26 protein-coding genes are annotated in these 26367 nt (G+C 57.9%); 17 read left to right on the forward strand and 9 right to left on the reverse strand.

The features are described 5' to 3' along the window. Nucleotides 1–170 precede the first annotated feature (170 nt). Entirely contained in the window at nucleotides 171–1373 is a 1203-nt protein-coding gene (gene tuf, locus MTP43_RS07085) for an elongation factor Tu (protein WP_005926172.1), read from the forward strand. Between the two features lie 120 nt (nucleotides 1374–1493). Here tuf and MTP43_RS07090 read toward each other — a convergent pair whose 3' ends face one another. Beyond that, nucleotides 1494–2615 (reverse strand): cysteine desulfurase family protein, encoded by a 1122-nt coding sequence (locus MTP43_RS07090; RefSeq protein ID WP_097783905.1) that lies wholly within the window; start codon nucleotides 2613–2615, stop codon nucleotides 1494–1496. Nucleotides 2616–2998: 383 nt separating this feature from the next. Between MTP43_RS07090 and MTP43_RS07095 the strand changes: the two genes are divergently transcribed. Both MTP43_RS07095 and MTP43_RS07100 read left to right on the forward strand, forming a co-directional pair. Then, nucleotides 2999–4360 carry a uracil-xanthine permease family protein gene (locus MTP43_RS07095; RefSeq protein WP_097783906.1) on the forward strand — a complete coding sequence of 454 codons (1362 nt, stop codon included), beginning with the start codon at nucleotides 2999–3001 and terminating at the stop codon, nucleotides 4358–4360. A 256-nt stretch (nucleotides 4361–4616) separates the two neighbouring features. Beyond that, nucleotides 4617–5168 (forward strand): ferritin family protein, encoded by a 552-nt coding sequence (locus MTP43_RS07100; protein WP_249235182.1) that lies wholly within the window; start codon nucleotides 4617–4619, stop codon nucleotides 5166–5168. A 271-nt stretch (nucleotides 5169–5439) separates the two neighbouring features. Here the strand turns inward: MTP43_RS07100 and MTP43_RS07105 are convergent, their stop codons facing one another. The 5 genes from MTP43_RS07105 to rpmB all read right to left on the reverse strand — a co-directional run bounded on the left by MTP43_RS07105 (nucleotide 5440) and on the right by rpmB (nucleotide 9938). Continuing rightward, the gene (locus MTP43_RS07105; RefSeq protein ID WP_015538453.1) at nucleotides 5440–7995 is read right to left on the reverse strand and encodes a heavy metal translocating P-type ATPase; all 2556 of its coding nucleotides are present in this window, start codon (nucleotides 7993–7995) and stop codon (nucleotides 5440–5442) included. 38 nt (nucleotides 7996–8033) lie between these two features. Beyond that, on the reverse strand, nucleotides 8034–8396 hold the full coding sequence (locus MTP43_RS07110; RefSeq protein ID WP_015538454.1) for a metal-sensing transcriptional repressor: 363 nt from the start codon (nucleotides 8394–8396) through the stop codon (nucleotides 8034–8036). Nucleotides 8397–8665: 269 nt separating this feature from the next. After that, nucleotides 8666–9424, reverse strand: coding sequence for an esterase family protein (locus tag MTP43_RS07115; protein WP_154251451.1), 759 nt, complete (start codon nucleotides 9422–9424; stop codon nucleotides 8666–8668). Between the two features lie 79 nt (nucleotides 9425–9503). Then, a complete protein-coding gene (locus MTP43_RS07120) occupies nucleotides 9504–9680 on the reverse strand; it encodes a DUF4250 domain-containing protein (RefSeq protein WP_113991862.1) in 177 nt (58 codons plus the stop codon). Between the two features lie 69 nt (nucleotides 9681–9749). Next, complete coding sequence (rpmB, locus tag MTP43_RS07125; RefSeq protein WP_080545321.1) at nucleotides 9750–9938, reverse strand: 50S ribosomal protein L28; 189 nt, start codon at nucleotides 9936–9938, stop codon at nucleotides 9750–9752. A gap of 193 nt (nucleotides 9939–10131) precedes the next feature. Here rpmB and MTP43_RS07130 point away from each other — a divergent pair, with 193 nt between their 5' ends. The 9 genes from MTP43_RS07130 to MTP43_RS07170 all read left to right on the forward strand — a co-directional run bounded on the left by MTP43_RS07130 (nucleotide 10132) and on the right by MTP43_RS07170 (nucleotide 17772). Next, complete coding sequence (locus MTP43_RS07130; protein ID WP_215675422.1) at nucleotides 10132–10806, forward strand: site-2 protease family protein; 675 nt, start codon at nucleotides 10132–10134, stop codon at nucleotides 10804–10806. Continuing rightward, a complete protein-coding gene (locus MTP43_RS07135) occupies nucleotides 10807–11529 on the forward strand; it encodes a segregation and condensation protein A (protein WP_097783908.1) in 723 nt (240 codons plus the stop codon). After that, on the forward strand, nucleotides 11526–12071 hold the full coding sequence (gene scpB, locus MTP43_RS07140) for an SMC-Scp complex subunit ScpB (RefSeq protein WP_015538457.1): 546 nt from the start codon (nucleotides 11526–11528) through the stop codon (nucleotides 12069–12071). Before MTP43_RS07135 ends, scpB begins: the two co-directional genes overlap by 4 nt. 3 nt (nucleotides 12072–12074) lie before the next feature. Further along, entirely contained in the window at nucleotides 12075–12803 is a 729-nt protein-coding gene (locus tag MTP43_RS07145) for a DUF2953 domain-containing protein (RefSeq protein WP_249235183.1), read from the forward strand. Between the two features lie 78 nt (nucleotides 12804–12881). Next, entirely contained in the window at nucleotides 12882–13286 is a 405-nt protein-coding gene (gene ytfJ / locus MTP43_RS07150) for a GerW family sporulation protein (RefSeq protein ID WP_005926114.1), read from the forward strand. A gap of 130 nt (nucleotides 13287–13416) precedes the next feature. Next, nucleotides 13417–14244, forward strand: a complete 828-nt coding sequence (locus MTP43_RS07155; RefSeq protein WP_015538460.1) for a pseudouridine synthase — start codon at nucleotides 13417–13419, stop codon at nucleotides 14242–14244. 14 nt (nucleotides 14245–14258) lie between these two features. Continuing rightward, entirely contained in the window at nucleotides 14259–15629 is a 1371-nt protein-coding gene (locus MTP43_RS07160; protein ID WP_005926109.1) for a sodium-dependent transporter, read from the forward strand. Nucleotides 15630–15764: 135 nt separating this feature from the next. Then, nucleotides 15765–16487, forward strand: a complete 723-nt coding sequence (locus MTP43_RS07165; RefSeq protein ID WP_015538461.1) for a LytR/AlgR family response regulator transcription factor — start codon at nucleotides 15765–15767, stop codon at nucleotides 16485–16487. Continuing rightward, nucleotides 16480–17772: a sensor histidine kinase gene (locus tag MTP43_RS07170; RefSeq protein ID WP_117526196.1), complete on the forward strand. Its 1293-nt coding sequence runs from the start codon at nucleotides 16480–16482 to the stop codon at nucleotides 17770–17772. Before MTP43_RS07165 ends, MTP43_RS07170 begins: the two co-directional genes overlap by 8 nt. Before the next feature lie 655 nt (nucleotides 17773–18427). Here the strand turns inward: MTP43_RS07170 and MTP43_RS07175 are convergent. Genes MTP43_RS07175 through MTP43_RS07185 form a run of 3 tightly spaced genes read right to left on the reverse strand, consistent with a single transcriptional unit; the run spans nucleotide 18428 to nucleotide 20581 of the window. Further along, a complete protein-coding gene (locus MTP43_RS07175; RefSeq protein ID WP_005926098.1) occupies nucleotides 18428–18865 on the reverse strand; it encodes an aspartate carbamoyltransferase regulatory subunit in 438 nt (145 codons plus the stop codon). Nucleotide 18866: 1 nt separating this feature from the next. After that, entirely contained in the window at nucleotides 18867–19808 is a 942-nt protein-coding gene (pyrB, locus tag MTP43_RS07180; RefSeq protein WP_005926096.1) for an aspartate carbamoyltransferase, read from the reverse strand. 17 nt (nucleotides 19809–19825) lie between these two features. Next, nucleotides 19826–20581, reverse strand: a complete 756-nt coding sequence (locus MTP43_RS07185) for a GntR family transcriptional regulator (protein WP_005926093.1) — start codon at nucleotides 20579–20581, stop codon at nucleotides 19826–19828. 176 nt (nucleotides 20582–20757) lie between these two features. On the opposite strand from MTP43_RS07185, the gene MTP43_RS07190 reads away from it, so the two are divergent. From MTP43_RS07190 to MTP43_RS07210, 5 genes are all read left to right on the forward strand, one after another. After that, entirely contained in the window at nucleotides 20758–21300 is a 543-nt protein-coding gene (locus MTP43_RS07190; protein ID WP_044960617.1) for a GNAT family N-acetyltransferase, read from the forward strand. Between the two features lie 83 nt (nucleotides 21301–21383). After that, nucleotides 21384–24062: an ATP-dependent helicase gene (locus MTP43_RS07195; protein ID WP_005926087.1), complete on the forward strand. Its 2679-nt coding sequence runs from the start codon at nucleotides 21384–21386 to the stop codon at nucleotides 24060–24062. A gap of 4 nt (nucleotides 24063–24066) precedes the next feature. Continuing rightward, nucleotides 24067–24846 (forward strand): FAD-dependent thymidylate synthase, encoded by a 780-nt coding sequence (gene thyX, locus MTP43_RS07200; RefSeq protein WP_005926085.1) that lies wholly within the window; start codon nucleotides 24067–24069, stop codon nucleotides 24844–24846. Further along, a complete protein-coding gene (locus MTP43_RS07205) occupies nucleotides 24843–25514 on the forward strand; it encodes a dTMP kinase (protein WP_005926082.1) in 672 nt (223 codons plus the stop codon). The genes thyX and MTP43_RS07205 overlap by 4 nt, the downstream gene beginning before the upstream one ends. A gap of 35 nt (nucleotides 25515–25549) precedes the next feature. Further along, the gene (locus MTP43_RS07210; protein ID WP_005926080.1) at nucleotides 25550–26362 is read left to right on the forward strand and encodes a hypothetical protein; all 813 of its coding nucleotides are present in this window, start codon (nucleotides 25550–25552) and stop codon (nucleotides 26360–26362) included. Nucleotides 26363–26367: the final 5 nt, after the last annotated feature.

Consider the following 26367-nt stretch of genomic DNA (forward strand, 5'->3'; position numbering starts at 1 on the left):
GCTGAAAAGCATAAGAATTTTGCCGGGGTAGTGTAACTCCGGCAAAATTTCCTGTAAAAGCACTTGATTTTACAGGGCAAATTTAGTAGAATAGCCTTGCAATGCAATGTCTGCATTTTGCAGGGTTGTTGTAACCAATATCAAAACCTAAATTAAGGGAGGATATTCCAATGGCTGAAAAGGCAAAGTTCGACCGTTCTAAGCCGCATGTTAACATCGGCACCATCGGTCACGTTGACCACGGCAAGACCACTCTGACCGCTGCTATCACCAAGTACCTGGCTCTGAAGGGTGATGCAGAGTTCATGGACTACGCTAACATCGATAAGGCTCCTGAGGAGCGCGCTCGTGGTATCACGATCAACTCCGCTCACGTTGAGTATCAGACCGAGAAGCGTCACTACGCTCACGTTGACTGCCCGGGCCATGCTGACTACGTTAAGAACATGATCACTGGTGCTGCTCAGATGGACGGCGCTATTCTGGTCGTTGCTGCTACCGATGGTCCCATGCCCCAGACCCGTGAGCACATCCTGCTGGCTCGTCAGGTCGGCGTGCCCTATATCGTTGTGTTCATGAACAAGTGCGATATGGTCGATGACGAAGAGCTGCTGGATCTGGTCGAGATGGAGATCCGTGAGCTGCTGAGCGAGTACGACTTCCCGGGCGACGACACCCCGATCATTCGTGGTTCCGCTCTGAAGGCTCTGGAGGCTCCCAACGATCCCGAGGATCCCGCTTACGCTTGCATCAAGGAACTGATGGATGCTGTTGATTCCTACATCCCCAACCCGGATCGTGAGGAGGACAAGCCCTTCCTGATGCCCATCGAGGATGTCATGACCATTTCTGGCCGTGGTACCGTTGCTACCGGTCGTGTTGAGCGTGGTATGGCCAAGGTTGGCGATGCTATGGAGATCGTCGGCATCAAGCCCGACCGTCTGAACACCACCATCACCGGTCTGGAGATGTTCCGTAAGTCTCTGGACTTCGCTGAGGCTGGCGATAACATCGGCGCTCTGCTGCGTGGTGTTGATCGTTCCCAGATCGAGCGTGGCCAGGTTCTGGCTAAGCCCGGTTCTGTGCACCCCCACAACGTCTTTGAGGCTCAGGTCTACGTCCTGACCAAGGACGAAGGCGGCCGTCACACTCCCTTCTTCTCCAACTATCGTCCTCAGTTCTACTTCCGTACCACTGACGTGACCGGCATCATCACCCTGCCCGAAGGCACCGAGATGTGCATGCCCGGCGATAACGTCATGATGCACGTTGAGCTGCTGACCCCTGTTGCTATGGAAGAGGGCCTGCGTTTCGCTATCCGTGAGGGTGGCCGTACCGTTGGTTCCGGCGTTGTTGGCAAGATCATTGAGTGATTTTGTCCTTGAACGTAAGTTCCAAGGCTAATTAGCAATTTATAAAGACCTTCCCGTTCCGGAGAGCGGGAAGGTCTTTTTGTTTATGGCAGCTGCAAACGGCTTTGTTTCACAGCTCCTTTACTGGGTCAGGGTGTTATAGCAGTCTGCAAAGGCGTGCAGAAAGGCGGTCGCTTCCTCTTCTGTGGTAAGGTGGCTCAGGCTGATGCGCCAAGAGGAAAGGGCGTTGCGCCGGTCTTGACTGACTGCAAGCACTGCGCGGGAAGGCAACCCATCGGACGAACAGGCGGATTTGACCGAGACGCACACCCCGCGTGTGTCCAACTCCCGCTGGAACACGGTACCCTTTACGCCCTGCACACTCAGGTTCAGGATATGTGGCACAGCGTTTGCCGGGCTGTTGATGCGTACTTTTGGATAGCGGGAAAGCTCTGCACGCAGCCGGTCATTCAGGCTGCGCACAGTTGCGGCGCGGGCTGGCAGCTCCGCAGTAGCCTTTTCCAAAGCCAGCGCCAGCGAGCAGGCAAGGGCTATGGTAGGTGTGCCGCTGCGGTAGGGGGTAGTGCTCTCTCCGCCGTGGATGAGGGGCGGCAGTGCCAGCCCCAGCCGCTTTACCAGCACACCGATGCCGTTGAGCCCGTAAAACTTATGGGCTGTCAGGCTCATGGTGTCCATGCCCTCAAACTGCACAGGAATTTTCCCCACAGCCTGCGTGGCGTCCACATGGAAATGGCAGTTGGGGTATGCCTTTAAAAGCTCTGCAATCTCTGCAATGGGCTGCACTACACCCAACTCGCTGTCCACGGCAGTCACAGCAACCAGAACGGTGTCCGGGCGCAGCCGCTTTTTCAGGTCTGCAAGGTCTACTGTGCCGTCCGGCAGGATGTCCAGCAGCTCCACCTCGTACCCCTGCTTTTGCAGTGCCTCCAGACTGCCGCTGACGGACGAATGCTCCAGCGGAGAAGAGAGAATGTGCCTGCCTGCCGCACCTCCCAGCGCTGCCAGCCCCTTCACGGCAAGGTTGTTGGCTTCGCTTGCACCGGAGGTATAGATGATGCCCGCAGGCGGTGCGCCCAGACAGCGGGCAATGCTGCGGGTCGCCTCGTTTATAGCAGCCTTTGCGGTAGCGCCTGCCTGATGGTGGGCATTGGCATTGCCCGGGTAGCGCCGCTCAGCTTCGCAGAAGCATTGCAGCACCTCCTCGTCCACAGGGGTGTTGGCAGAGTAATCCAGATAGAGCATAAAGCCTCCTGTAATATCAACACATTATAATGGTAGGAAATAAGAACAGGCTCTATTATAGGGCATTCCGTCCAAAAGCGCAACCCCCGCAGTCCGCAGCGCGGTGTGACAGGTAAGAAAAAGCTGTCAACACCTTGCTGGAAAGCCCAAAATCTGCTATACTTAACAAAAAGGCTGCGGCGTTGCTGCTGCCTTGCCGGAGCGGTTCCGGTTGTTGGAAAGAACACAAAAAGAAGGGGAGGAGCACAATGTTCAAGCGCGAGCGACTGCATGGCTGCTTCTTTCCCGTTTTTGTGTGGAGGTCTTGTTCCTGAAATTCAGAGGCACTGCTGTTTCAACGGCAATGCCTCTTTTTTTGGGAATAACAGGATAGGAGGTTTTCTATGAGCGAAAAGATCGATTACTCCAAGGGCGTATACGACGCCAAAAAGCTTGGCACAGGCCGGATGTTTATTCTGGGTGTGCAGCATATGTTTGCTATGTTTGGCGCAACGGTTATGGTGCCGCTGCTCACAGGCCTGAGCGTTTCCACCACTCTGCTGTGTGCCGGTCTGGGCACGCTGCTGTTCCACCTCATCACCAAAAAGAAGGTCCCGGCATTCCTCGGCTCCTCCTTTGCGTATCTGGGCGGCTTCTCCATCGTGGCTCCCATGCTGGCTGATGCCGATGGCAACCTGACCGTTGCCAACACCAAGATGCTGCCGTATGCCTGCGCTGCCATTGCATTCTCGGGTCTGGTCTATCTGGTGGCCAGCCTGCTGATCTCCACCTTTGGCATCCGCCGCATCATGAAGTTCTTCCCGCCGGTGGTCACCGGCCCCATCATTATCTCCATCGGTCTGATCCTTGCTCCCTCTGCTATCACCAACTGCCAGTCCAACTGGCTGCTGGCCTTTGTGGCACTGGGCACTGTTATCGTGTGCAACATCTGGGGCAAGGGCATGGTCAAGATCCTGCCCATCCTCATCGGTGTGCTGGTCTCCTACGCAGTGGCACTGGTCACCGGCGCAGTGGACTTCCAGAAAATCTCCGAGGCCGCCTGGCTGGGCATCCCCCTGCACAAGGAGGCTATGGGTCTGTTTGCCATTGACGGCAGCCCGGAGTTCATCAGCGCTCTGTTCACCATTATCCCCATCGCACTGGCTACCATGATGGAGCACGTTGGCGATATTGCCGCCATCAGCGCCACCGTTGGCCACAACTATATCAATGACCCAGGCCTGAACCGCACCCTGATGGGCGATGGTCTGGCCACCACCATGGCTGGTCTGCTGGGCGGCCCCGCCAACACCACCTACGGCGAGAACACCGGCGTGCTGGCACTGAGCAAGATCTACGACCCGCTGGTCATCCGCATTGCCGCTGTGCTGGCTATCATCTTGAGCTTCAGCCCCAAGTTTGAGGCCGTCATCAACACTATCCCCACCGGCATCATCGGCGGTATCAGCTTTGTGCTGTACGGAATGATCTCCGCTATCGGTGTGCGCAACGTGGTGGAGAACCGCGTGGACTTCACCAACAGCCGCAACCTGATCGTTGCCGCCGTCATTCTGGTGTGCGCACTGGGCTTTAACTCTGTGGGCGGCGTTGGCTTTACCGTTGGCAGTGTCACCATCAACCTGTCCGGTCTGGCTGTGGCTGCGATTGCAGGCATCCTGCTCAACGCTATCCTGCCCGGCAACGACTACGAGTTTGACGCTACCGCCGGTTCTGATGCTGCTACCAGCGGCAACCTGCAGGTCTGATTCCGGTAATGCGTCCAGTTTTCCATAAGGAAATTTGGGCATCCTGCCAGATTTTAATAAATAGGAATAATTCTTAAAAATATACTTGACTAACTAGGAATTATTCGCTATAATAGAGCCATGGAAAGGGAAGTACACAAAGCCCCCTTCCATGGCTCTTTCTATACCCGGCAGCGCGGCTGCCCAGCATAGAAGCAACAGGCGGGTGGTTTCCGTCCTGTATCATTTTTAACAGATCGAATGGAGGTAAATTCTTATGAAGAAATACGTTTGCACCGTTTGTGGTTATATCGCTGAGGGTGAGATCCCCGCTCAGTGCCCCGTTTGCAAGGCTTCCGCTTCCGCTTTTGTGGAAAAGACCGGCAACACCTACGTCACCGAGCATGTTGTTGGCATCGGCAAGGCAGAGGGCGTGCCGCAGGAGATCGTTGATGGTCTGCGCGCAAACTTCGAGGGCGAGTGCAGCGAGGTCGGTATGTATCTGGCTATGGCTCGCGTGGCAGAGCGTGAGGGCTACCCCGAGATCGCCGAGGCCTACAAGCGCTATGCTTACGAAGAGGCTGACCATGCATCCCGCTTTGCAGAGCTGCTGGGCGAGGTCGTGACCGACAGCACCAAGAAGAACCTGATGATGCGTGCCGAGGCCGAGTGCGGTGCCTGCGCCGGTAAGATGGATCTGGCAAAGAAGGCTAAGGCGCTGAATCTGGATGCCATCCACGATACCGTCCACGAGATGGCAAAGGATGAAGCCCGTCACGGCCGTGGCTTCGAGGGCCTGCTGAAGCGCTACTTCAACACCGAAGTCTGATAAGGGTTCCCCGGTTATCTATTCTGCCCGCTGTAAGGACAATCTGCCTTGCAGCGGGCTTTTTGCGTTCTAATTGCGGCAACGGCTTTTGGGGAAAAATGGAGCACCGGAGCGTCCGCAGACGCTCCGGTGCTCTAAAATAAAAAAGAATCTTTCCTCTGAAGATGCGCAAAGCGAATGCGGCGCGCATTCAAATCGTCCCGCTACAAAAGAGGCAGCTGCGCAGATTTTTGCGCAGCTGCCTCTTGCATTTTGTGGTGGCTGATACCCTTTACTGGATGCTGGTAACAGGGTAATCCTGTGCCTCCACGGCTTTCTTCAGCACTTCATCATCCACCTCTGCGTTCAGGGTAACGATGGCAGTACCGGCTTCATGGCTGACAACAGCCTCGTCCACCTGCGGCAGAGCCTCCAGCGCCTTCTTGACGCGGGCTTCACAGTGGGGGCACATCATGCCTTCTACGGTCAGGGTCTTTTTCATAGCGGTCTCCTCCTTTTGAGTTGTATCTTCCTCCGCTGCGGGCTGCACAAGGGCAGCGGGCAGGGCAGGGACGTGTTTGGGCGGGTGGTCACGCTTTGCGCTGTGCAGGTCAAACAGGTTCAGCCGCAAGGCGTTGCTCACCACGCAGAAGCTGGAAAGGCTCATGGCAGCTGCGCCGAACATGGGGTTCAGCGTCAGCCCCAAGGGGATGAACACACCGGCTGCCAGCGGAATGCCGATGATGTTATAGATAAACGCCCAGAACAGGTTTTCGTGGATGTTGCGCAGGGAAGCGCGGCTCAGCCGGATGGCGGCGGGCACGTCCGACAGCTTGGAGTTCATCAGTACTACGTCTGCGGCGTCAATGGCTACGTCTGTGCCTGCGCCAATGGCAATGCCGGTGTCAGCGCGGGTCAGGGCAGGGGCGTCGTTGATACCGTCACCCACCATAGCTACCTTGCCGTACTTTTGCAGCTGCCGGATGACGGCCTCCTTGCCCTCGGGCAGCACCCCGGCAATCACCTCGTCCACCCCGGCCTGTCGGCCAATGGCCTCGGCGGTGCGCTGATTATCGCCGGTCAGCATCACAACCCGGATACCCATATTTCGCAGCTCCCGGATGGCCTGCGGGCTGTCCTCCTTGATGGTATCTGCTACCGCGATAACGCCCAGCAGACGACCTGCGCCGCCAAAGAACAGGGGCGTTTTACCCTGAGCGGCCAGTGCAGCAGCCTGCGTTTGCAGCGCAGCGGGGATAGAGACCTTTGTGCCAATAAAAGCAGCGTTGCCGCCAAAAATCTCCTTACCCTCCAGCTTGGCGGTAAGGCCGTTGCCCGGCAGGGCAGTAAAATCGGTAACAGAGGGCAGCTCCAGCTGCTTTTCCTCCGCATAGGCCAGCACTGCCCGCGCCAGCGGGTGCTCGCTGCGACCCTCCAGCGCGGCTGCCAGCGTGAGCAGTTCGGTCTCGGTCACGCCTTCAGCGGGCAGAAGGTCGGTGACGGTAGGCTCGCCGCAGGTGATGGTGCCGGTCTTGTCCAGCGCCACGATGCGGGTGCGCCCGGCCTCCTCTAGCGCCGCAGCGGTCTTGAACAGGATGCCGTTCTTCGCACCAAGGCCGTTGCCCACCATAATAGCTACCGGCGTTGCCAGACCCAGCGCACAGGGGCAGCTGATGACCAGCACCGAGATGCCCCGCGCCAGCGCGTAGCCTACATCCCGCCCCAGCAGCAGCCAGACAAGGGTGGTGACCACTGCAATGCTGATGACCGCAGGCACAAAAAAGCCGGATACGGTATCTGCAATCTTTGCAATGGGTGCCTTGGTAGCAGCGGCATCGCTGACCATGCGGATGATCTGCGCCAGCGTGGTGTCCTCGCCCACGCGGGTGGCGCGGCACTGCAGATAGCCGGACTGATTAGTGGTGGCAGCGCTTACCTTATCGCCCACGGCCTTGTCTACCGGGATGCTCTCGCCGGTCAGCGCGCTCTCGTTCACGGCACTGCTGCCCTCCAGCACAATGCCGTCCACCGGGATGTTCTCGCCCGGGCGCACCACAAAGATGTCCTCCTTCTGTACCTGCTCAATGGGTACGGTCACCTCGGTGCCGTCCCGCAGCAGGGTAGCGGTCTTGGGGGCAAGCTTCATCAGGCTCTTGAGTGCATCGGTGGTCTTGCCCTTGGAGCGTGCCTCCAGCATTTTGCCCACGGTGATAAGGGTCAAAATCATGGCGGCAGACTCAAAATAGAACTCCATCATATAGTGCATGACAAGTTCTTCGTTGCCGTGCAGCTGCGCATCGGTCATGGCAAACAGGGCGTAGGTGCTCCACACAAAGCTTGCCATCGAGCCCATAGCCACCAGCGTATCCATGTTGGGGGAGCGGTGCACCAGCCCCTTGAAGCCGTTGATGAAAAACTTCTGGTTGATCACCATCACGATGCCTGCCAGCAACAGCTGTACCAGTCCCATGGCAATGTGGTTGCCGTCAAACCAGCGGGGTAGCGGCCAGCCCCACATCATGTGCCCCATGGAAAAGTACATCAGTACCAGCAAAAAGCCCAGCGAGGCGATAAGCCGCCGCTTTAGCTTGGGTGTTTCGTGGTCGGCAAGCGCATCCAGCTCTGCGCTGGTGCTGGCCGCTGCGGCGGCTTTTTTGGGGCTTGCGCCGTAACCGGCCTGCTCTACGGCACGGATAATGGCAGCATCCTCAGCGGTGCCTTCTACGCCCATGGAGTTGGTCAGCAGGCTTACCGAACAGCCGGTAACGCCCGGCACGCTCTTTACGGCCTTTTCTACCCGGGCAGAGCAGGCCGCGCAGCTCATGCCGGTAACGTTGAATTGTTCCATTGTTGTTTCTCCTTGTGGTCAGTCTGCCCGGCGGGCGGTCATTTCATCAGCTTGGGCAGCAGCCGGAGCAGCTCCTCCAGCTTTTCGTCACTGCCGGCACGCAGGTCATCCGCCACGCAGCTGCCGATGTGCTGTGCCAGCAATTCCCGGGAAAAGCTGTTCAGCGCCGCATTGGCTGCGGCCACCTGTACCAGAATGTCCACACAGTAGGCGTCCTTTTCCAACATCCCGCGGATGCCGCGCACCTGTCCTTCAATACGGTTCAGCCGGTTGAGCAGAGCTTTGTGTTCCTCCGGGCTGCGCACTTTGTGGCGGCAGCAGCAGGGGACAGCGGTATCTGCCGCAGCGTCCGCTTCCGGCGTATCAACGCAGCAGCAACAGTGCTTTTTGGTCTCTTCCATATCGGAATCGCTCCTTTCATAAACCCCCATGGGGTATATTTTCTTGCAACAGCAGTATAGCATATAATATCCGACAATTCAAGTAGGAAATGAAATATAAATAGTACAGCTGACAAAAAAATGGTTCGGAAACGCCGCAGGCGTTTCTGAACCATAAATTAAAAGATGAAATTCCGCTGAACATGGCCGGAGCGCACGCGAGAGTCATTCAAAACCGTTGCACATAAGAAAACGAGGGAAGCCCACAGGCTTTCCCTCGTTGTAAGCTCTTACTTTACTTCCAGAATGCGCGGTGCAAACAGGCTCCACATCTTGCCCCACCAGTACCAGTCGTGGGAGACGTCACCGCCCCAGATCTCCAGATGCGCGGGCATACCCTGATCCTTCAGTAGATCAGCCAATGCCTGCGTGTCGTCCAGTGCATCGCCCTCGTAGGCACCCTGACCGGCGCAGAGGATCAGGCTGTTCTCCTCAGCCTTGGCCAGCGCAGGCTTGTTGGCAATGCCGTTCTCCTGCAAATAGGAAAGGGGAGCGCAGCGCAGCACCATGTCATCGCTGTCGGTGCCCCAGAAGCGGGTCAGGTCGTAGATGCCGCCCATGCCCACAGCACCTGCAAACAGGGTGGGACGGCGCAGACGGCAGTGGACGGCGTGGTATGCGCCCAAGTCTACACCGGCAGTCCAGATCCGGGTGCCCTTTTTGGCGTTGTTCAGGGTCAGAATACGGGGAGCAAGCTCAGCGGTCAGGTAGACGAAATACTTCTCCTGCAGCTCGGCGCGGCGGCGCTGGGGCAGATCACCGTTCAAAAGGCCTTCGCCGTCCATGGCATCTGCGCAGAACAGCTGCACCTTGCCCTCGTTCAGCAGCTGGGCAATGGCGTCGGGCATTCCGTTGTTCTCCCAGTCATAAAAACGGCCGCCGCGGGCGGGCAGTGCCAGCACCGGCACACCGGCATGGCCGTACACCTTAAACTCCATCTCACGGCCAAGAACCGTGCTCCACTCTTTGTAATAGGTACCCTGGATCATAAATCAAGCACTCCTTATTTTATCATTCACCGGCCCGGGCACAGTCGCTGCGCACCGGTGCCGGATTTGGAAGCTATAATCAGACAAACTGGTTGCGCTGCGGGTCGTAATCGTAGCCCACAGTGTGCAGTTTTGCGCACAGACCGGCCTTGTCGGCCTCCAGATCTTCGCACAGCGCATCGAGATCCTTATACTGATCCCGCAGTTTCAGGTTCACCACGCTCAGCAGCATGATGGGATCAACAGGCAAAGACATTTTATTCCTCTCCTTGCGGCAAATAAAAAAGCCGGCCACTCGACAAAGTGACCGGCCACATACACCAAATTAGACAGCGCGGGTAACTTTGCCAGCGCGCAGGCAACGGGAGCATGCGTAGACATACTTGGGAGAGCCCTCCACGACCGCCTTGACACGACGGACATTCGGCTTCCAGGTACGGTTGGAACGGCGATGAGAGTGAGAGACCTTGATACCAAAGGTAACACCCTTGCCGCAGCATTCACACTTAGCCATGGTAATTGCACCTCCTACAGTGAAGTATGGAATCAAAATAATCAGCTTGACTATTTTACCAGAGTTACAAAGAAAAAGCAAGCCTTTTTTAAAATTTCTTGCAGCTTTTTGCATTCCCGGTGCTGTGGGGCTTGTGCAGGGCACAAAAAAATAGTATTATAAAGGAAGAAATTCGTTTTGACAGGAGATTTACATGACCGCACAGGCAACCTATTATATCATCCGCGCACTGGTGGCACTGGTGGCCATCCCGTTCCACGAGGCTGGCCATGCGCTGGCAGCATGGCTGCTGGGCGATGCCACCGCCAAACGCGAGGGGCGTCTTTCGCTGAACCCCTTTGCCCACTTTGACCTGCTGGGCACCCTGTGCATGGTGTTTGCAGGCGTGGGCTGGGCAAAGCCTGTGTCCACCAACCCCCGCAACTTCAAAAACCCTAAGTGGGGCATGGCGCTTACGGCACTGGCAGGCCCTGTGGCAAACCTTGTGCTGGCTTACCTTGGCATGGTGGCATGGAAGGTAATGTACTACTGGGCGCCGGTCAATAACGCTACCATTTACATTGCCATGTTCCTGCGCTATCTGGTGCTGATGAACGTCAGCCTTGCAGTGTTCAACCTGATTCCGGTGCCGCCGCTGGACGGCAGCCGCATTCTGCTGGTGGTGCTGCCGCAGCGCATCTACTTTGGCCTGATGCGGTACGAAAAATATATCATGATCGTCATGCTGGCAGCGGTTTGGGGCGGCTTTCTGGATACGCCGCTCTACTACCTGAATAACGTAGTGTGGTCGCTTTTGGGCGCAGGCACCGGGTATATTGATAAGATCGCCTACGCCGTTTATGCCAGCAGCCTTGGGGCGGTGATCTGAGTGGCAGAGGAATTGACCTTCCATCTGGAAGATTTTGACGGCCCGCTGGAATTATTGCTGGCTCTGGTGGCCAAACATAAAATGGACTTGCATAATATCCCCATCCTGCAGCTGATCGACCAGTACACCCGCACCGTGGAGCAGGCTGACCCTGACCCCGAGACCGCCAGCGCCTTCATTGAAATGGCGGCGCATCTGGTGGAGATGAAAAGCTTTCTGTTGCTGCCCCGCAGCGAAGAGGGTGAGCGCATGAAACAGGAGCTCACCGGCCAGCTCATCGAGTACGACCAGTGCCGCCGCATGGCGGCTCTGCTGCGCGCAAAAGGAGAGGCTGCTCCGGTATTCGTGCGCCGCCCCATGGAAGTGGAGTGGGATAACACCTACGCATTGCACCATGCCCCGCAGATCTTGGCGGACTACTGGCAGGCGTTGGCAGGCCGCACCAAGACCCGCCGTGTGCCCACCCAGCAGCAGTTTGAGCCGCTGGTCACCGCGCCCATGGTATCGGTCACCAGCCGGGTGGTGTACATCCTGCGCCGGATGCTGGGCGGCACCGTGGCAAAAATGGAGCAGCTGTTTTCCCGCAGCCAGAGCCGCAGCACCAACGTAGCTACCTTTCTGGCGCTGCTGGAACTGGTGCGCGGCGGACGCATCGCGCTGGACGACCGGGGAGCGTTGACCATGCGCCGCACCCGCCCGGAACGCAATAAGGAGAACCCATGAACCAGAAACAAACCCTTGCCGCCGTGGAGGCTATGCTTTTTGCCTGCGGCGACCCCATAGGTGCCGATAAGCTGGCACAGGCGGTGCAGCTGCCCCAGTCCAGCGTGGATGCCGCACTGGAGACCCTGCACACCCGCTATCAGCGGGAAGACAGCGGCCTGTGCCTGCTGCATCTGAATACCCGGTGGCAGCTGGCTACCAAGACCCAGTGGGCAGACTGTGTGCGCCGCGTGCTGGACAGCCGCCGCGCCGTACCGCTTGGCCCTGCGGCTATGGAGACCCTGACCGTCATCGCCTACAACCAGCCGGTGTCCCGCGCCTTTATTGAGCAGGTGCGCGGCGTGGATTCCTCCTCCAGCGTGTCCGGTCTGCTGGAAAAGGGGCTCATCGAGGAAGCCGGACGTCTGGATCTGCCGGGTCGCCCGGTCAGCTTCCGCACTACCGATACCTTTTTGCGTGTGTTCGGTCTGTCCAGTCTGGCAGACCTGCCGCCGGTGCATAGCGACGCACCGGCAGATGATCCGACCGAAAGTGAGGGCTGATCCATGGGCATGGTTCTTTCCGCAGTGGGCGCTTGTCTGCTGTTCGTCCTCAAGGCGGTGGGCATCCTGCTACTGATTTTGTTGGCGCTTGCAGCGCTGTTGCTGCTGTGCCCCTTCTGCGCGGATGTCTGCTGGGAAAATGATACCCTTACCGTAAAAGCCGGGGCATTGGGCATTACCTTTCCGGTGTTCCAATACCCCAAGCCTGAAGCTCCCGCCCAGCCGGAGGAGTCCAAGGGCTTTACCGGCAGGCTGAAAGCAAAATTCCGTGCATGGCGTGCAGAGCGTAAGCGCAAAAAAGCTGAAAAAAAGGCTGCGCAGCCCGCAAAGCCCAAGACCGAAAAGCCGCCCCGCCAAAAGGCAAAGATCACGCTGGATGTGATCTGCACCATGCTGCGGGGCGTGGGTACGCTGCTGCGGGCAGTGTTTGGCGCGCTCCGCTTTACAAGGATTTCGGTCTGCCTTGGTGTGCGCGGGGACGACCCCGCCGCAGCTGCCCGCAGCTACGGCAAGCTGCAAGCGTGGCTGTACCCGACCCTTGGCGTGCTGGACCATTTCTTCTTTCTGGAATTTGACCAGCTGCGCGTTCTGCCGGACTTCGGCAGCGCCCAGCCTACTGTGCAGGACAAGGTGTCCTTCCGGGTCAGCGCACAGGCGCTGTTCATCGTCATTGCCGCTGTGCGGGTACTGTACGAGTTCTGGCGTAAAAAAGTATTGGACATTTTTATTTGAAGATGATACACTAAATCTATCTCAGAATGCTTTCCGGCGGCCTGCTGCCTGCACGGATGAATAAAGGAGAGTTGTTTTATGGCAGAGCATCCTATTCAGGGCCTGATGAACGTTACGATGGAGAAAATTCACCAGATGGTGGACTCCAACACCATTATCGGCAAGCCCATCACCACCGAGGATGGCATCACCATCCTGCCGGTGTCCAAGGTGAGTTTTGGTTTCGCCTCCGGCGGTACCGATTTTAACGGCAAGAACGCTGCCAACAAGGATCTGTTTGGCGGCGGCTCCGGTGCCGGTGTCAACATTCAGCCGGTGGCATTTCTGGTCATCAAGGATGGATGCGTGCGCACCATCCAGCTGTCGGATAGCTCCAACAGCATCGACCGTGCCCTGACCATGCTGCCTGAGCTGGTGGAAAAGCTTACCACTCTGGTCAAAAAGGACGCCAAGGCACCCGCAGAGGAGCCCAAGGCAGAGTAACCTTTTATACAAATCAAGCCGCAGCCGCAGATCTTTTGGTCTGCGGTCTATATAGCCGCGCACCGTGCCCCGCAAAAGCAGGGGAGCGGTGCGCATTTTGAGCGCCGTGAGGCGCACAAGGAGTAATATTATGGCAGAAGAACGTATTCAGAAGATCATGGCCGAGCAGGGTCTGTGCTCCCGCCGCGCCGCCGAGCAGATCATTGCCGAGGGCCGCGTCAAGGTGAACGGCCACCCGGTCAAGGTGGGCGACAAAATGGACCCCAACCGTGACGTGCTCCATGTGGATGACGAGCGCATCTACATCCAAAAGAATCAGCAGTTGTATTATCTGGCGCTGTACAAGCCCCGTGGCTATGTGACCACCGCTAGCGATGAGCTGGGCCGCAAGACCGTGATGGACTTGGTCAGCGACATCCCCGCCCGCCTGTACCCGGTGGGTCGTTTGGATAAGGACAGCGAGGGTCTGCTGCTGATGACCAACGACGGTGCCTTTGCACAGGCCGTCACCCATCCGTCCGGCGGTATCTCCAAGCTGTACCGCGTTACCGTGCAGCCCCGCGCCGACGAGGCCACCATCCTCAAGCTGAGCAGCGGCGTCGTGCTGGACGACGGCACCAAGACCATGCCCTGTGCCATCAATGTGGTCACTGACGAGCCTGGCCGCACTGTGATGGAAATGACCCTGAAGGAGGGCAAGAACCGCGAGATCCGCCGAATGTGCGAGAGCGTGGGTCTTGAGGTGGTGCGCCTGAAGCGCAACGCCGAGGGCGTGGTCAAGCTGGGAATGCTCAAGCCCGGTACCTACCGCGAGCTGACTAAGGCCGAGGTGAACGGTCTGCGTGCCGCAGCGGTCAAGGGTCGTGCACAGACCCGCTCTGCTGCGCAGCAGTCCAAGGCTGCCGAGCGCCGTCCTCGCGGCCCCGTGGGCAAAAACACACCCCGGAAGCAGAAGTAAGGAGTTATCGGATCATGGAACGAGAAACTCTGAAATCCCGTCTGGGCTTTATTCTGCTTTCTGCAGGCTGTGCCATCGGCATCGGCAACGTGTGGAAGTTTCCGTATATTGCCGGGCAGGGCGGCGGCGGTGCTTTTGTACTGTTCTACCTGATTTTTCTAGTCATTCTGGGTCTGCCTATCATGACCATGGAATTCGCCGTGGGACGCGCCTCCCGCAAAAGCCCGGTGCGGGCGTATCAGGCACTGGAAAAGCCGGGGCAGAAGTGGCACATCCACGGCTACTTCACCCTCATCGGCTGCTATCTGCTGATGATGTTCTACACCACCGTGGCGGGCTGGATGCTGCACTATTTCTACATGACCGCCGTCGGCAAACTGGCGGGGCTCAACGCCGAGCAGGTGGCCGGTAAGTTTACCGAAATGCTGGCCAGCCCCGCTACTATGACCTTCTGGATGGTATTTGTGGTGGTAGTGAGCATTCTGGTGTGCGCCAAGGGTCTGCAAAGCGGTCTGGAGCGCGTGACTAAGGGCATGATGATCGCCCTGCTCCTCATTATGGTGGTGCTTGCCGTCAACAGCCTGTTCATGCCCGGGGCAAAGGAAGGCCTTTCCTTCTTCCTTGTGCCGGACTTTGCCCGGATGCAGGAGGTGGGCGTGGTCAACACACTGGTCTCCGCTATGAATCAGGCCTTCTTCACCCTGAGCCTTGGCATCGGCGCCATGTCCATCTTCGGCAGCTATATCGGCAAGGAACATTCCCTGCTGGGCGAATCTGTCCGCATTGTGGTGCTGGATACCTTTGTAGCCATCACCGCCGGTTTGATCATCTTCCCGGCCTGCTTTACCTACCATGTGGACCAGACCAGCGGCCCCAGCCTCATCTTTATCACCCTGCCCAACATCTTTGCCAATATGTCCATGGGGCGGCTGTGGGGCAGCCTGTTCTTTTTGTTCATGGCTTTTGCAGCCATGTCCACCGTGCTGGCAGTGTTCGAGAATATCATCTGCTGTGGCATGGAACTGACCGGCTGCAGCCGCAAAAAGTCCAGTCTGGTGAACCTTGTGCTCATCATCCTGCTGTCCATGCCCTGTGTGCTGGGCTATAACCTGTGGGCATGGGATGGCTTTGCAGTGTTCGGCGGTGCTGTGCTGGATGTAGAGGACTTTCTGGTCAGTAACCTGTTCCTGCCGCTGGGCAGCCTGGTATATCTGCTGTTCTGCGTTACCCGCTACGGCTGGGGCTGGCAGAACTACAAAAAAGAGGTCAACACCGGCAAGGGTCTCAAGGTGCAGGACTGGATGCGCGGCTACCTGACTTATGTGCTGCCGCTCATCGTGGTGTTCATCTTTGCATTTGGTCTCTACGACAAATTCCTTGCATAAGTGATCCCAGCGTCTGCTCCGTCTTTGATTGACGAACAGGCGGAACAAGTGTAATATAAAAGCATATAGGGCGCTTCTCCCGGCGGGAAACACTGCTATATGCTTTTTTGTATTCAAAAAGGAGGAAACACACCCATGCACATTCTGGTCTGTGACGATGATGCGGCCTTCGCTGCACAGATGGACGAGTACATCTCGGAATGGTTCCGCGCCCGGGAGATTCAGGTGCAGAGCACCGTCTGCACCAGCGGTGAGCAGCTGCTGGCTACCCCGGAGCTGGAACGCTACCAGCTGGCGTTTCTGGATGTAGACCTGAAAACCACCGACGGCATTGCACTGGGACGCAAGCTGCGGCAGGTCGCCCCGGATATCGTGCTGGTGTACATTTCGGCTTATCTGGAATTTGCCCCGCAGGGCTACACGGTCAACGCTTACCGCTACCTACTCAAGCGGGATATTGCCGCCCAGCTGCCCAGCTGTCTGGAGGATATTTTTTCCGGCATGTCCGACCTCCGAAAAACGCTGGAGGTGCACCACAACCGTACCACCAGTGAGATCCCGCTGGATCAGATCTATTATCTGGAAAGCGATCTGCGGCAGATCAACGTCTACGGCGATATCCCGCACCAGCCCATCTGCACCTTTTACGGCAAGATCGCTGATCTGCCCGCCATGCTGTACGAAAACGGCTTTTTGCAGGTAGGGCGCAGCGATGTGGTCAATCTGCAATATGTGCGCTCCATCCGCAACTATAAGGTGGAGCTGCGCAGCGGGGTAGAACTGAGCGTCAGCCGACAGTACTATACAGCCATCCGCAGCGCATGGCTGGAATGGAAGGGGCAGTTCGGCGATGAATGAAGAATTCTGGCGCTGGTATATGTACGGCCACTGGATCTGCCTTGCCCAGTGGCTCGGCTTTATCATGGTGGAATATGCTTACCTTGGCAAGGGCAGGGTAAAGCACCCTCTGGTGTGGTCCGGTGTTATAACCATGCTCACGATGACCCTCTCGGTCGTGTACAACTTTGGCTTTTTTACGCCGAGGGCAGTGGCTCTCACGATCCTTTTTCTGTTCATCACCGTCATGCTATTTGGCGGCACACCGGGTCAGAAGTTTACCGCCTGCCTGATCAACGGTACCATGTGCCTGTTGGTCGAAAACAGTATGAGGTATGTCATATCATGGATCCTGAAGTGTGAACTGCAGCAGGTCATCCAACGCGCAGACTGTCTGATCATCATAGCGGTGGCAAATATGGTGGTGGGCGCAGCTGTGGCCTTTTTGGTAGGCAAGTGGCGCAGGCGCAATGCACTGGAGCCTTTGCAGGCGCTGACCATGAGCTTTTTTCCGGGCGTGGTCGTGGTGCTGAACATCCTGCTCATGCTCACAGATAACAACAAAAGGGCCACCATGGCCACAATGGGGATGACAGTGGGGCTTACGGTGGCTGTCATGGTGCATCTGTGCATCGTGGCAATGTTCAATGATCAGGTCATGCAGCGTCGCAGCCTGCATTTTCAGGCCGAACTGGAGCAGCAGCGGGCTTCGGCTCTGCTGGATTCCTACACTGCCCAGCGCCGTCTGACCCATGAGTTCACCAACCACATCAGTGCGTTGCGTGCCTTGCTGGCACAGGGAGATGTGGGCGGTGCGCAGGACTATATTGCCGGTGTGGATAAGGCTGTGGCGGCCAGCACTACCATTATGGATACCCACAACCCGCTGTTGGACTCCATCCTGACTCGCAAGTACGAGGAGGCCACCCGGCAGGGCGTAAGCGTGTATTTTGACCTTTGCGACCTGCGGGATTTCCCGCTGAGCGGGGTGGATATGGTCACCGTGCTGGCAAATCTGCTGGATAACGCCATCTGTGCCGCAGCGCAGGCATACCCACCGGAGGTCTACGTGCGGGTGCGCAAAACGGAGGTGGAATATCTTCTCTCGGTGCGCAATCGGGTGCAACGAGATGTGGAGCTGCCGCCGGATGGGCAGCTGCCCCGCACCACCCGCAAGGAGCCCGGCCACGGCATGGGGCTTTCCAACGTGCGGGACGTTTTGCTGCGCCACGGTGCGGAGTATACCCTGAGCTGCCGGGACAATTGGTTCCGCTTTACCTGTGCGGTGCCCACCGGCAATTCATGACATCTGCACCGTCAGAATATGACAATTTTTGTGCAACAGAAGCGTAACTCTGCTATACTGTGGTCAGTAAAGGAAGCCTTCCGTGCGGACATGGTCACGTTGCGGTGGGAGGGGGGGAATACCCTTCTTTTTAAAAGCTTTGTTGCTGGATGGAAAAACAGCCTGCGGTGCGTGTAAGCAGGCTGCCTACCTTTGCTTTTTTGGGCTGTGCAGGAATGCACAGTACCTTGCTGACGGGGCTTTCTGCGGCGGACCTTTTGGGGGTTGCAGTCGATAAAGTTTCTCGATGTGTCGCAATTCCGGCGCTGCCTGCTGTACGGGAATGGCATAGGCAAGCCGGGGTATCGTGCGCTGCAAAGAGTCCCGTCAGTTTTCTTTTGCACCAAAAAGGACTGCTGTACATGGGTTTTGCCCAGTATAGCAGTCCTTTTTATCTATTAAATCATCGTATCTGCCAGTCAGCAGAAAGCCGACCCGCCGCGCGACTGTTTCGGTAGAAAACCAGCGCGGCAGCTGCGGTTTCCCTCTGCGTCCCTCCCATGAAAAAGCAGCTCAGCCAAGCCCGCAGGCTTGGCTGAGCTGCAAAACTAAAATGCAATTCCTTAAACTATGCGCAGAGCGAAGCGGAGCGCATTTAAAATCGTAAAAAGCGCAGTTACTCCGGCTTTACCTGCAGCTCCTGCTCGCAGTAGATGCAGCGGTACTTGCCGTTGGAGCTCAGCTCAAAGATCTGGTCGCACTCCTCTTCAATGCTGGAGATGCAGCGGGGGTTCTTGCAGCGTACAATGTTCACCAGACGCTTGGGGGGCTTGGGCTGCTCCTTGCGGACAGCCTTGCCGTTTTCAATAATGGTCACGCTGATGTTCGGGTCCAGATAAGCCAGCACATCCAGGTTCAGCCAGGAGGCATCGCCCTCTACCTTGATGATGTCCTTGCGGCCGCTGGCCGTCTTTTTGCTGCGGGCGTTCTGGATCAGCGCCACGCTGGCAGTGCGGTTGCCCGCAATGCCCAGCAGATCCATCAGACCAACGGCAGTACCTGCCTTGATGTGGTCGATGACAATACCGTTCTGAATCTCGTCAATATTCAACATATCAGTTCTCCTCCTTCGGTGCTTTGGGGTCTGCAAGCCCCAGCAGGGTCATGATCAGTGCCATGCGGACGTAAACGCCGTTCTGCACCTGTTCAAAATAAGCGGCGCGCGGGTCGTCGTCCACGTCCAGCGCGATCTCGTTCACACGGGGCAGGGGGTGCAGCACCGCCATGGTGGGCTTGGCCTGCGCCATCTTTTCGCGGGTCAGCACATAGCTGTTCTTCAGGCGGATATAGTCCTCCTCGTTGAAGAAGCGCTCCTTCTGCACGCGGGTCATGTACAGGATGTCCAGTTCCGGCATGGATTCCTCCAGACTGCGGGTCTCCTTGTAGGGGATGCCGTTGGCCTCCAGCACGTCGTTGATGATATAATCCGGCACCCGCAGCTCCTCCGGGCTGATCAGCACAAAGCGGATGTTCTTGCAGCGTGCCATGGTCTTGAGCAGGGAGTGGACGGTGCGGCCGAACTTCAAATCACCGCACAGGCCAATGGTCAGATCATCCAGTCTGCCCATGCGGCGGCGAATGGTCATCAGGTCGGTCAGGGTCTGGGTAGGGTGCTGGTGACCGCCGTCACCGGCGTTGATCACCGGAATGCGGGAGTAGCGGGAAGCACGCAGCGGTGCACCCTCTTTTGGGTGGCGCATGGCAACGATATCGGCATAGCAGGAAACCACCCGGATGGTGTCGGCCACGCTCTCGCCCTTGGTGGCGCTGGACACGTTCTCGCTGGGGAAGCCCAGTACATGGCCGCCCAAGTTCAGCATAGCCGCCTCAAAGGACAGGCGGGTGCGGGTGGAGGGCTCGTAGAACAAGGTGGCCAGCTTTTTGTGGTTGGCAACCTCCTGATAGGCAGCAGGGTCGGCGCAGATACGGTCGGCAAGATCAAGCAGCTGTGTGATCTCCTGCTGGGTAAGATCCAAAGGATCGATCAGATGACGCATGGACAGTATACCTCCGTTTAAAGTAGTTTGCGTAAAATGGAAAAATCAAAAAAGTTTGTGTAGTAGCTCAGCGAGCGCATCACCGGCCTGCACAAACGATTGAAACACACTTCGTCCAGCAGCAGCATGGCCTCACCCGGGGCAAGACGCATGGCTGCGCGGATGGCCTCGTCGCCGCAGCTGGCCTTCAGGTGCGCCACATTGGAGGAGATCTGCTGGTGGCACTCCTGCTCCAGGATCTCAAAGATGTCGCCGGTCAGGTCGATGCGGGTGTAGTCCCGGTTGCCGAACAGGCTGCGGGGCAGGTAGTCGATGGAGTAGATCACCGGGGTGGTATCGGCAAGGATACGCTTTTTGATGCAGATCACCTCATCGCCGACCTCCAGCGCCAGCGCGTGGGCCATCTCCTCGCCTGCACGAAGAAGCATCACCTGAATGCCGTCTGCATGGGGGTAGCTGCCAAAGCTGCGGATCAGCGGGTAGTACTCCAGCTTCTGGTCCAAGCGGCTGCGCAGCCCCAGCACAGCACGGTTCACTACCGTGCCAATACCGCGCACCCGTTCCACATAACCGGCGCGCTCCATCTCGCTCAGCGCGTCACGGATCACGGTGCGGCTTACCCCCAACTCGGTGGCAAGGTCTACCTCGGCGGGCAGGCGGTCGGCTTGGGCATAGCGCCCGTTGGTCAGCTCCTCCAGCAGGCTTGCAACAACGCGGTCACTGATCACAGCGCCGCCCAAGCGGCTGGACGATGCCAGTGCGGGATCTTTCATGGATGGTTCCTCCGTTTCCGGGCGGCAGCGCCGCCCCGAACTTCATACGAACGGGCCGGGAGGATTCCTCCACAGCCCCTTCTCTCTTATTATAGCATAATTTGACATTTAGAAAAGCGTCATTTATACTGGAATCTGCTGAAAAGTACGATTTTATTTTGGAGGGCATAGTACAGATGGACTATTTTCTGCAAAAAGTAGGCGGCCGGCCCGCCCGGCAGGCTGTCACCCTACGGCGCTGCACCCCTGCCGAGGCACCGGCGGTGTTCGCGCTGCAAAACGAAGTGCGCGCCGCCATGCCGCACCCGGAGCAGTTCGTGCCGGATACGCTGGAAAACATTACCGGTTATCTGCGCACCGGGGTGTGTATCGGTGCGTGGCAGCAGGGGCGGCTGGGGGCCTACCTCATCCTGCGCCTGTGCGGGCAGAGCAGTGAGAACTACGCTGCTTTTCTGGGCGTGCCGCAAAGTCAGTGGCAACACTGGGCCAACGCAGACAGCGCAGTAGTGCACCCGGACTGGCGGGGCAACGGCTTGCAGCGCGCCATGCTGGAAGCGGCTCTGCCGCTGCTGCCGCCGCAGATCGCCCATCTGGGGGCTACCGTCAGCCCGGACAACAGTTACAGCCTGCACAACGCACAGGCTTCCGGCTTTGTCATCCGCTGCAGCCGGGAGATGTACGGCGGCTACGACCGCTATCTGCTGGAAAAGCAGCTGTAACTCTATGCAGTTTTGGTGTACAACTATTTCGAAATGTGTTATACTATACGGTATGAATAACAGCGAAGGAAACAGGTGAAACCATGGCAGCATCTCTCGGGCAGGAATTCTGCACCCTGCGTGATACTTACATTGAAAAGCAATTCGGCCGCCTGAACGATATGCAGCGGCAGGCTGTGTTTACCACGGATGGCCCGCTGCTCATCCTTGCCGGTGCCGGCAGCGGCAAGACCACCGTGCTGGTCAACCGTATCGCCAACCTCATCCGGTTCGGCTCGGCGCACGGCTCCAAAGAAACGCCCCGCCCGGTGACCGAGGAGGACGTCAAAGCCCTGCGCACCGCCATTATGACCGGTACAGATGCCCCCAGCTGGCTGGACGGGATGCTGCGCCAGAACGCGGTGCGCAGCTGGAACGTGATGGCCATTACCTTTACCAACAAGGCAGCAGGGGAGCTGAAAGAGCGTCTGCGCCGGATGCTGGGCGGCGAGGAAGGGGACGAAGTGTTCGCCTCCACCTTCCACTCGGCCTGTGTGCGCATTCTGCGCCGCTGGGCCGAAGAGATCGGCTACCCCCGCAGCTTTACCATCTATGATACAGACGATGCCCAGCGTGTAATGAAAACCGTATATAAAGAGCTGAGCATCGATGATAAATTCCTGCCCATCAAGGCCGCCATCAACCAGATGAGCCGCTGGAAGGATCAGCTGGTCAGCCCGGAGCAGGCACTTGCAGACCACGCCAGAGACGTGAAGAGCACCCAGACCGCCCGCATCTACGCAGCTTACGAGAAAAAGCTGAAAGAGGCCGGTGCGTTCGATTTTGACGACTTGATCTACCAGACCGTGCAGCTGCTGGCTGAACACCCGGACGTGCGGGAGTTCTACCAGAACAAGTACCGCTACCTGCTGGTGGACGAGTATCAGGATACCAGCGTGGCGCAGTTCCGTCTGGTCAGCCTGCTCACCGGGCCGGAGCGCAACATCTGCGTGGTGGGCGATGACGACCAGAGCATCTACCGCTTCCGCGGCGCTACCATTGAGAACATTCTCAACTTTGAAAAACTCTATCCCGGCACCAAGACCATCCGTCTGGAGCAGAACTACCGCTCCACCTCCAATATCCTCAACGCAGCCAACTGTGTCATCCAGCACAACACCGAGCGCAAGGGCAAGACCCTTTGGACGGACAACGGCGAGGGCGATAAGGTGCAGGTGTATACCGCCGAGAATGAGCAGGACGAAGCCAGCCATATCGCGGATATCATCGGCCAGCACCTGAAGGAGGGCGGGCATCTGGCAGACCACGCCATTCTCTACCGTATGAACGCCCAGTCGGCTCCCATCGAAAGCTACTTCACCCGCGCGGGTATTCCGCATAAGATCGTGGGCGGGCAGCGCTTCAACGACCGCAAGGAGGTCAAGGACATCCACTCCTATATGTCCATTGTGGCCAACCCCCGGGACGATGTGCGGCTGCGCCGTATCATCAACGAGCCCGCCCGCAAGATCGGTGCTACCACCGTGGATGTCATTGCAGACCTTGCCGGGCAGCAGGGGGTCAGTATGCTGGATATCATCAGCCATGCAGACCAATACGCGAAACTTTCCCGCGCGGTCATGCCGCTGCTCAAGTTTTGGCAGATCTACCAGCGTTTGCAGGATTCTCTTGCCACCCGCACGCTGGACGAGTTTGCCTCCGATGTCATCGAGCTGACCGGCTACAAGGCCATGTTGGAAGCAGACGCCGCCAAGGGGCACGAGGATGCCGCCGACCGTCTGCAGAACTTGGGTCAGCTGGTGAACAATGTCAAAAACTACTGTGACCAGCACGGCGAGGAAGCCACGCTGGAGGGCTATCTGGAGGATATCGCCCTCATCAGCGATATCGACAGCTACAACGAAAGCAGCGACCAGGTGGTACTGATGACCATCCACTCTGCCAAAGGCTTGGAGTTCCCCTATGTGTTCCTCATCGGCATGGAGGAGGGCGTTTTCCCCAGCGAGATGAGCAAATACTCCGAAGCAGATCTGGAAGAGGAACGCCGTCTTGCATACGTTGGCATCACCCGTGCCAAAAAGGAACTGTACATCTCCAACAGCGTCACCCGGATGTTGTACGGCCGCACCCAGCGCAACGAGCCCAGCCGCTTTCTGCGGGAGATCGAACCGGAGTATATCGAGGAGACCCGCAGCCCTGTACTGGAACAGCGTTCCCACATGGGCGGCTGGGGCTCTGAGTACAGTGATACCGTGCCCGGTGGAGCATCCGGTTACTCCGGCCCCTCCGGTTACAGCCGCAGCAGCTACGGCGGCGGTTATGGCTCGAGTTACAGTTCGGGCAACCGCAGCGGCTACCTGAACCGGGAATATAACGCCGGCGAAAGCCGTGGTTTCGGCTCTTCTTACGGAGGAAGAAACCCTGCTTCCTCCGGTTTTGGCAGTCACTATGGCAACAGCTCCACCCAGCCGACCACAAGAAGCAGCGGATTTGGCTCCGCATATTCCGGCGGAAATGCGACAAAAAATACTGTAAAGCAAACAGCCTTTACGGTAAATTCTGCCGTGAAACCGGCGGCTTCCGGTTCAAAGCACTATGAGCCGGGCGACATCGTGGAGCACAAAGTGTTCGGCCGCGGCACGGTGCTGAAGGTAAAGCCCGCTGCCGGGGATCAGATCGTAGAGATCAACTTTGAAAAAGTTGGCATCAAGAAAACGATGGCCAATTTTGCGCCCCTGACCAAGATTACGGAGGAAGAATGACCCTATGATGACTGTTCGTTTGATCGCCCACACCCCGGAACCGGAAAAGGTGGTGGCGGCTGCCGCAAAGCTCTGCTATTCCGACGCCCACATCACCGACCTTCTGGACGGGCTGGACGAGGAAAAAACTGCAAAATTCCTGACCATGCTCAGCGACCTTGGCCATGCCAGCCCCATCGAGCACGCCAGCTTTACTTTTGGCATCGAGGGGGTCAGCCGCACCTTGCTTGCCCAGATCACCCGGCACCGCATCGCATCCTTCAGCGTGCAGAGCCAGCGCTATGTGCGTCTGGATGATTTCCGCTATGTGACGCCCCCGGAGATCGAGGCTATCCCGGAAGCAAAGGCAGCTTTCCTTGCCAGCATGGAGGAGGACGCCCAGCGTTATCTCGACCTTGCCCACAAGCTGGAGGAGGGGCACACCGCCCGCCTGATGGCTGAGGGAATGCCGGAAAAGCAGGCCCGCGCTAAGGCTTCTAAACAGGCCAACGAGGACGCCCGCTTTGTGTTGCCCAACGCCTGCGAGACCAAAATGGTGGTCACCATGAACGCCCGCAGCCTGATGAACTTCTTCCAGCTGCGCTGCTGCAACCGCGCCCAGTGGGAGATCCGGGAACTGGCCGAAAAGATGTTCGCGCTGGTGTACCCGGTGGCACCCCATATCTTTGCCAAGGCCGGCCCCGCCTGCCTGTGCGGCCCCTGCCCGGAGGGCAAGATGTGCTGCGGCAAGACCGCCGAGGTGCGCGCAAAATATGCCGCCATTAAAGAAGGTGCCGCCGTATGAGCAAGGGCAAACTGATTGTGCTGGAAGGGCTGGACGGAAGCGGCAAGGCCACACAGGCAAAGCTGCTGGCAGAGCATCTCGCCGCGCAGGGTGTGCCGGTACAAAAGATCACCTTCCCGGACTATGCCAGTGATTCCAGCGCACTGGTCAAGATGTATCTGGCCGGGCAGTTCGGCCAGCACCCGGACGATGTAAACGCCTATGCGGCTTCCAGCTTTTACGCGGTGGACCGCTATGCCAGCTATAAAACCAGCTGGGGCAGCTTTTATGAGCAGGGCGGTGTGATCATCGCCGACCGCTACACCACCTCCAACGCGGTGCACCAGTGCTCGAAGCTTCCGCAGGAGCAGTGGGAGGAATATCTGCACTGGCTGTTTGATTACGAGTTCCGTCTGCTGGGACTTCCCGCACCGGACAGGGTCATCTATTTACAGGTAGACCCGGCGGTCAGCCAGCGGCTGATGACCCAGCGCTACCACGGCGACGAAAGCAAAAAGGACGTGCACGAGAAGGATACCGCCTATCTGGCGCGCAGCCGCGCTGCTGCCGAGTTCTGTGCCCGGCATCTTGGCTGGGATACCGTGCACTGCACCAGCGGGGACGCCATGCGCAGCATTGAAGAGATCCAGCAAGAGGTGCAACAGCTTGCCCGGAAAACACTGGGCTGAACGATAAAATATGATAAGAGGGGGCATCCTGAACGATGTATCGTCTGATGCAGCCGTCTGACGAGGCGGCAGTGCTGGCTTTGTGGCAGAGCCAGCATCATGATACCGAAGATTTTGCAAAAATGGTACTGGAACGCTTTGCCGGTGTGCAGAACATTTATGTGGCCGACGAAAACGACGCCATCGTGGCGGCTGCGCTGGCTGTGCCGGTCACCCTGCAGGGGCGCACGGGCAATTACCTGTGCCTGTGCGGCGAGGGCAGTCTGCTGCTGGCGGGTCTGCTGGATACCCTGTGCGCCCACCAAAAGCTGCGGGGCGCAGGCTTTACCGTGACAGTCCCGGCAGATGCAGCACAGGCCGCTCTGCTGCAGGATAAAGGCTTTGCAAAGGCTTTTGCCCTGCGTTGCCTGCCTCGTGAGGTGAGCCGCAACCTGTGGAGCCAGGCGGAATTTGACACGGTGACGGCCAAAAAGCTGTGCGAGCTGCGGGAACAGTTCTGGAAGGATACCGTGCAGCTGAGCCCGGAGCGCATGGCGGTGGTGCTGCAGGAGCTGTACGCCCGGGGCGCTACCATCGTGTCCAACGAACATGGCTACGGCATCTACTTCCGCAAGGAGGATACCCTGTATTTTGTGGAGATGATGGCCGACAGCGACCGCGCCGCCGAGATCCTGATGGAAGCCGCCCGCGAGAAGGAAGTCATCGTGGAAAAGGCGGTCATCACGGTAGGCGCTGCCCAGCCGCTGTTTCTGGGCGAGGGCACCCGGCAGGAATACGGCATGATCCGCTTTGACGCAGAGCCTTTTGACGTAAGCGAAAGCTATCTGCGTCTGATGCTGGAAAACTGAAAAAA

The organism is Faecalibacterium sp. IP-1-18 (assembly GCF_023347355.1).
In the GTDB taxonomy this organism is placed as follows: domain Bacteria; phylum Bacillota; class Clostridia; order Oscillospirales; family Ruminococcaceae; genus Faecalibacterium; species Faecalibacterium prausnitzii.

Excerpts from the sequence above, each read along its gene's own strand:
- MTP43_RS07095 (WP_097783906.1), top strand. The coding sequence starts at position 2,999 with ATGAGCGAAAAGATCGATTACTCCAAGGGCGTATACGACGCCAAAAAG.
- MTP43_RS07190 (WP_044960617.1), top strand. The coding sequence starts at position 20,758 with ATGGACTATTTTCTGCAAAAAGTAGGCGGCCGGCCCGCCCGGCAGGCT.
- MTP43_RS07170 (WP_117526196.1), top strand. The coding sequence starts at position 16,480 with ATGAATGAAGAATTCTGGCGCTGGTATATGTACGGCCACTGGATCTGC.
- MTP43_RS07160 (WP_005926109.1), top strand. The coding sequence starts at position 14,259 with ATGGAACGAGAAACTCTGAAATCCCGTCTGGGCTTTATTCTGCTTTCT.
- thyX (WP_005926085.1), top strand. The coding sequence starts at position 24,067 with ATGATGACTGTTCGTTTGATCGCCCACACCCCGGAACCGGAAAAGGTG.
- MTP43_RS07105 (WP_015538453.1), bottom strand. The coding sequence starts at position 7,995 with ATGGAACAATTCAACGTTACCGGCATGAGCTGCGCGGCCTGCTCTGCC.
- MTP43_RS07175 (WP_005926098.1), bottom strand. The coding sequence starts at position 18,865 with ATGTTGAATATTGACGAGATTCAGAACGGTATTGTCATCGACCACATC.
- MTP43_RS07090 (WP_097783905.1), bottom strand. The coding sequence starts at position 2,615 with ATGCTCTATCTGGATTACTCTGCCAACACCCCTGTGGACGAGGAGGTG.
- rpmB (WP_080545321.1), bottom strand. The coding sequence starts at position 9,938 with ATGGCTAAGTGTGAATGCTGCGGCAAGGGTGTTACCTTTGGTATCAAG.
- MTP43_RS07185 (WP_005926093.1), bottom strand. The coding sequence starts at position 20,581 with ATGAAAGATCCCGCACTGGCATCGTCCAGCCGCTTGGGCGGCGCTGTG.
- MTP43_RS07120 (WP_113991862.1), bottom strand. The coding sequence starts at position 9,680 with ATGTCTTTGCCTGTTGATCCCATCATGCTGCTGAGCGTGGTGAACCTG.
- MTP43_RS07195 (WP_005926087.1), top strand. The coding sequence starts at position 21,384 with ATGGCAGCATCTCTCGGGCAGGAATTCTGCACCCTGCGTGATACTTAC.
- MTP43_RS07100 (WP_249235182.1), top strand. The coding sequence starts at position 4,617 with ATGAAGAAATACGTTTGCACCGTTTGTGGTTATATCGCTGAGGGTGAG.
- tuf (WP_005926172.1), top strand. The coding sequence starts at position 171 with ATGGCTGAAAAGGCAAAGTTCGACCGTTCTAAGCCGCATGTTAACATC.
- MTP43_RS07155 (WP_015538460.1), top strand. The coding sequence starts at position 13,417 with ATGGCAGAAGAACGTATTCAGAAGATCATGGCCGAGCAGGGTCTGTGC.
- MTP43_RS07130 (WP_215675422.1), top strand. The coding sequence starts at position 10,132 with ATGACCGCACAGGCAACCTATTATATCATCCGCGCACTGGTGGCACTG.
- MTP43_RS07110 (WP_015538454.1), bottom strand. The coding sequence starts at position 8,396 with ATGGAAGAGACCAAAAAGCACTGTTGCTGCTGCGTTGATACGCCGGAA.
- scpB (WP_015538457.1), top strand. The coding sequence starts at position 11,526 with ATGAACCAGAAACAAACCCTTGCCGCCGTGGAGGCTATGCTTTTTGCC.
- ytfJ (WP_005926114.1), top strand. The coding sequence starts at position 12,882 with ATGGCAGAGCATCCTATTCAGGGCCTGATGAACGTTACGATGGAGAAA.
- MTP43_RS07210 (WP_005926080.1), top strand. The coding sequence starts at position 25,550 with ATGTATCGTCTGATGCAGCCGTCTGACGAGGCGGCAGTGCTGGCTTTG.
- MTP43_RS07115 (WP_154251451.1), bottom strand. The coding sequence starts at position 9,424 with ATGATCCAGGGTACCTATTACAAAGAGTGGAGCACGGTTCTTGGCCGT.
- pyrB (WP_005926096.1), bottom strand. The coding sequence starts at position 19,808 with ATGCGTCATCTGATCGATCCTTTGGATCTTACCCAGCAGGAGATCACA.
- MTP43_RS07165 (WP_015538461.1), top strand. The coding sequence starts at position 15,765 with ATGCACATTCTGGTCTGTGACGATGATGCGGCCTTCGCTGCACAGATG.
- MTP43_RS07145 (WP_249235183.1), top strand. The coding sequence starts at position 12,075 with ATGGGCATGGTTCTTTCCGCAGTGGGCGCTTGTCTGCTGTTCGTCCTC.
- MTP43_RS07205 (WP_005926082.1), top strand. The coding sequence starts at position 24,843 with ATGAGCAAGGGCAAACTGATTGTGCTGGAAGGGCTGGACGGAAGCGGC.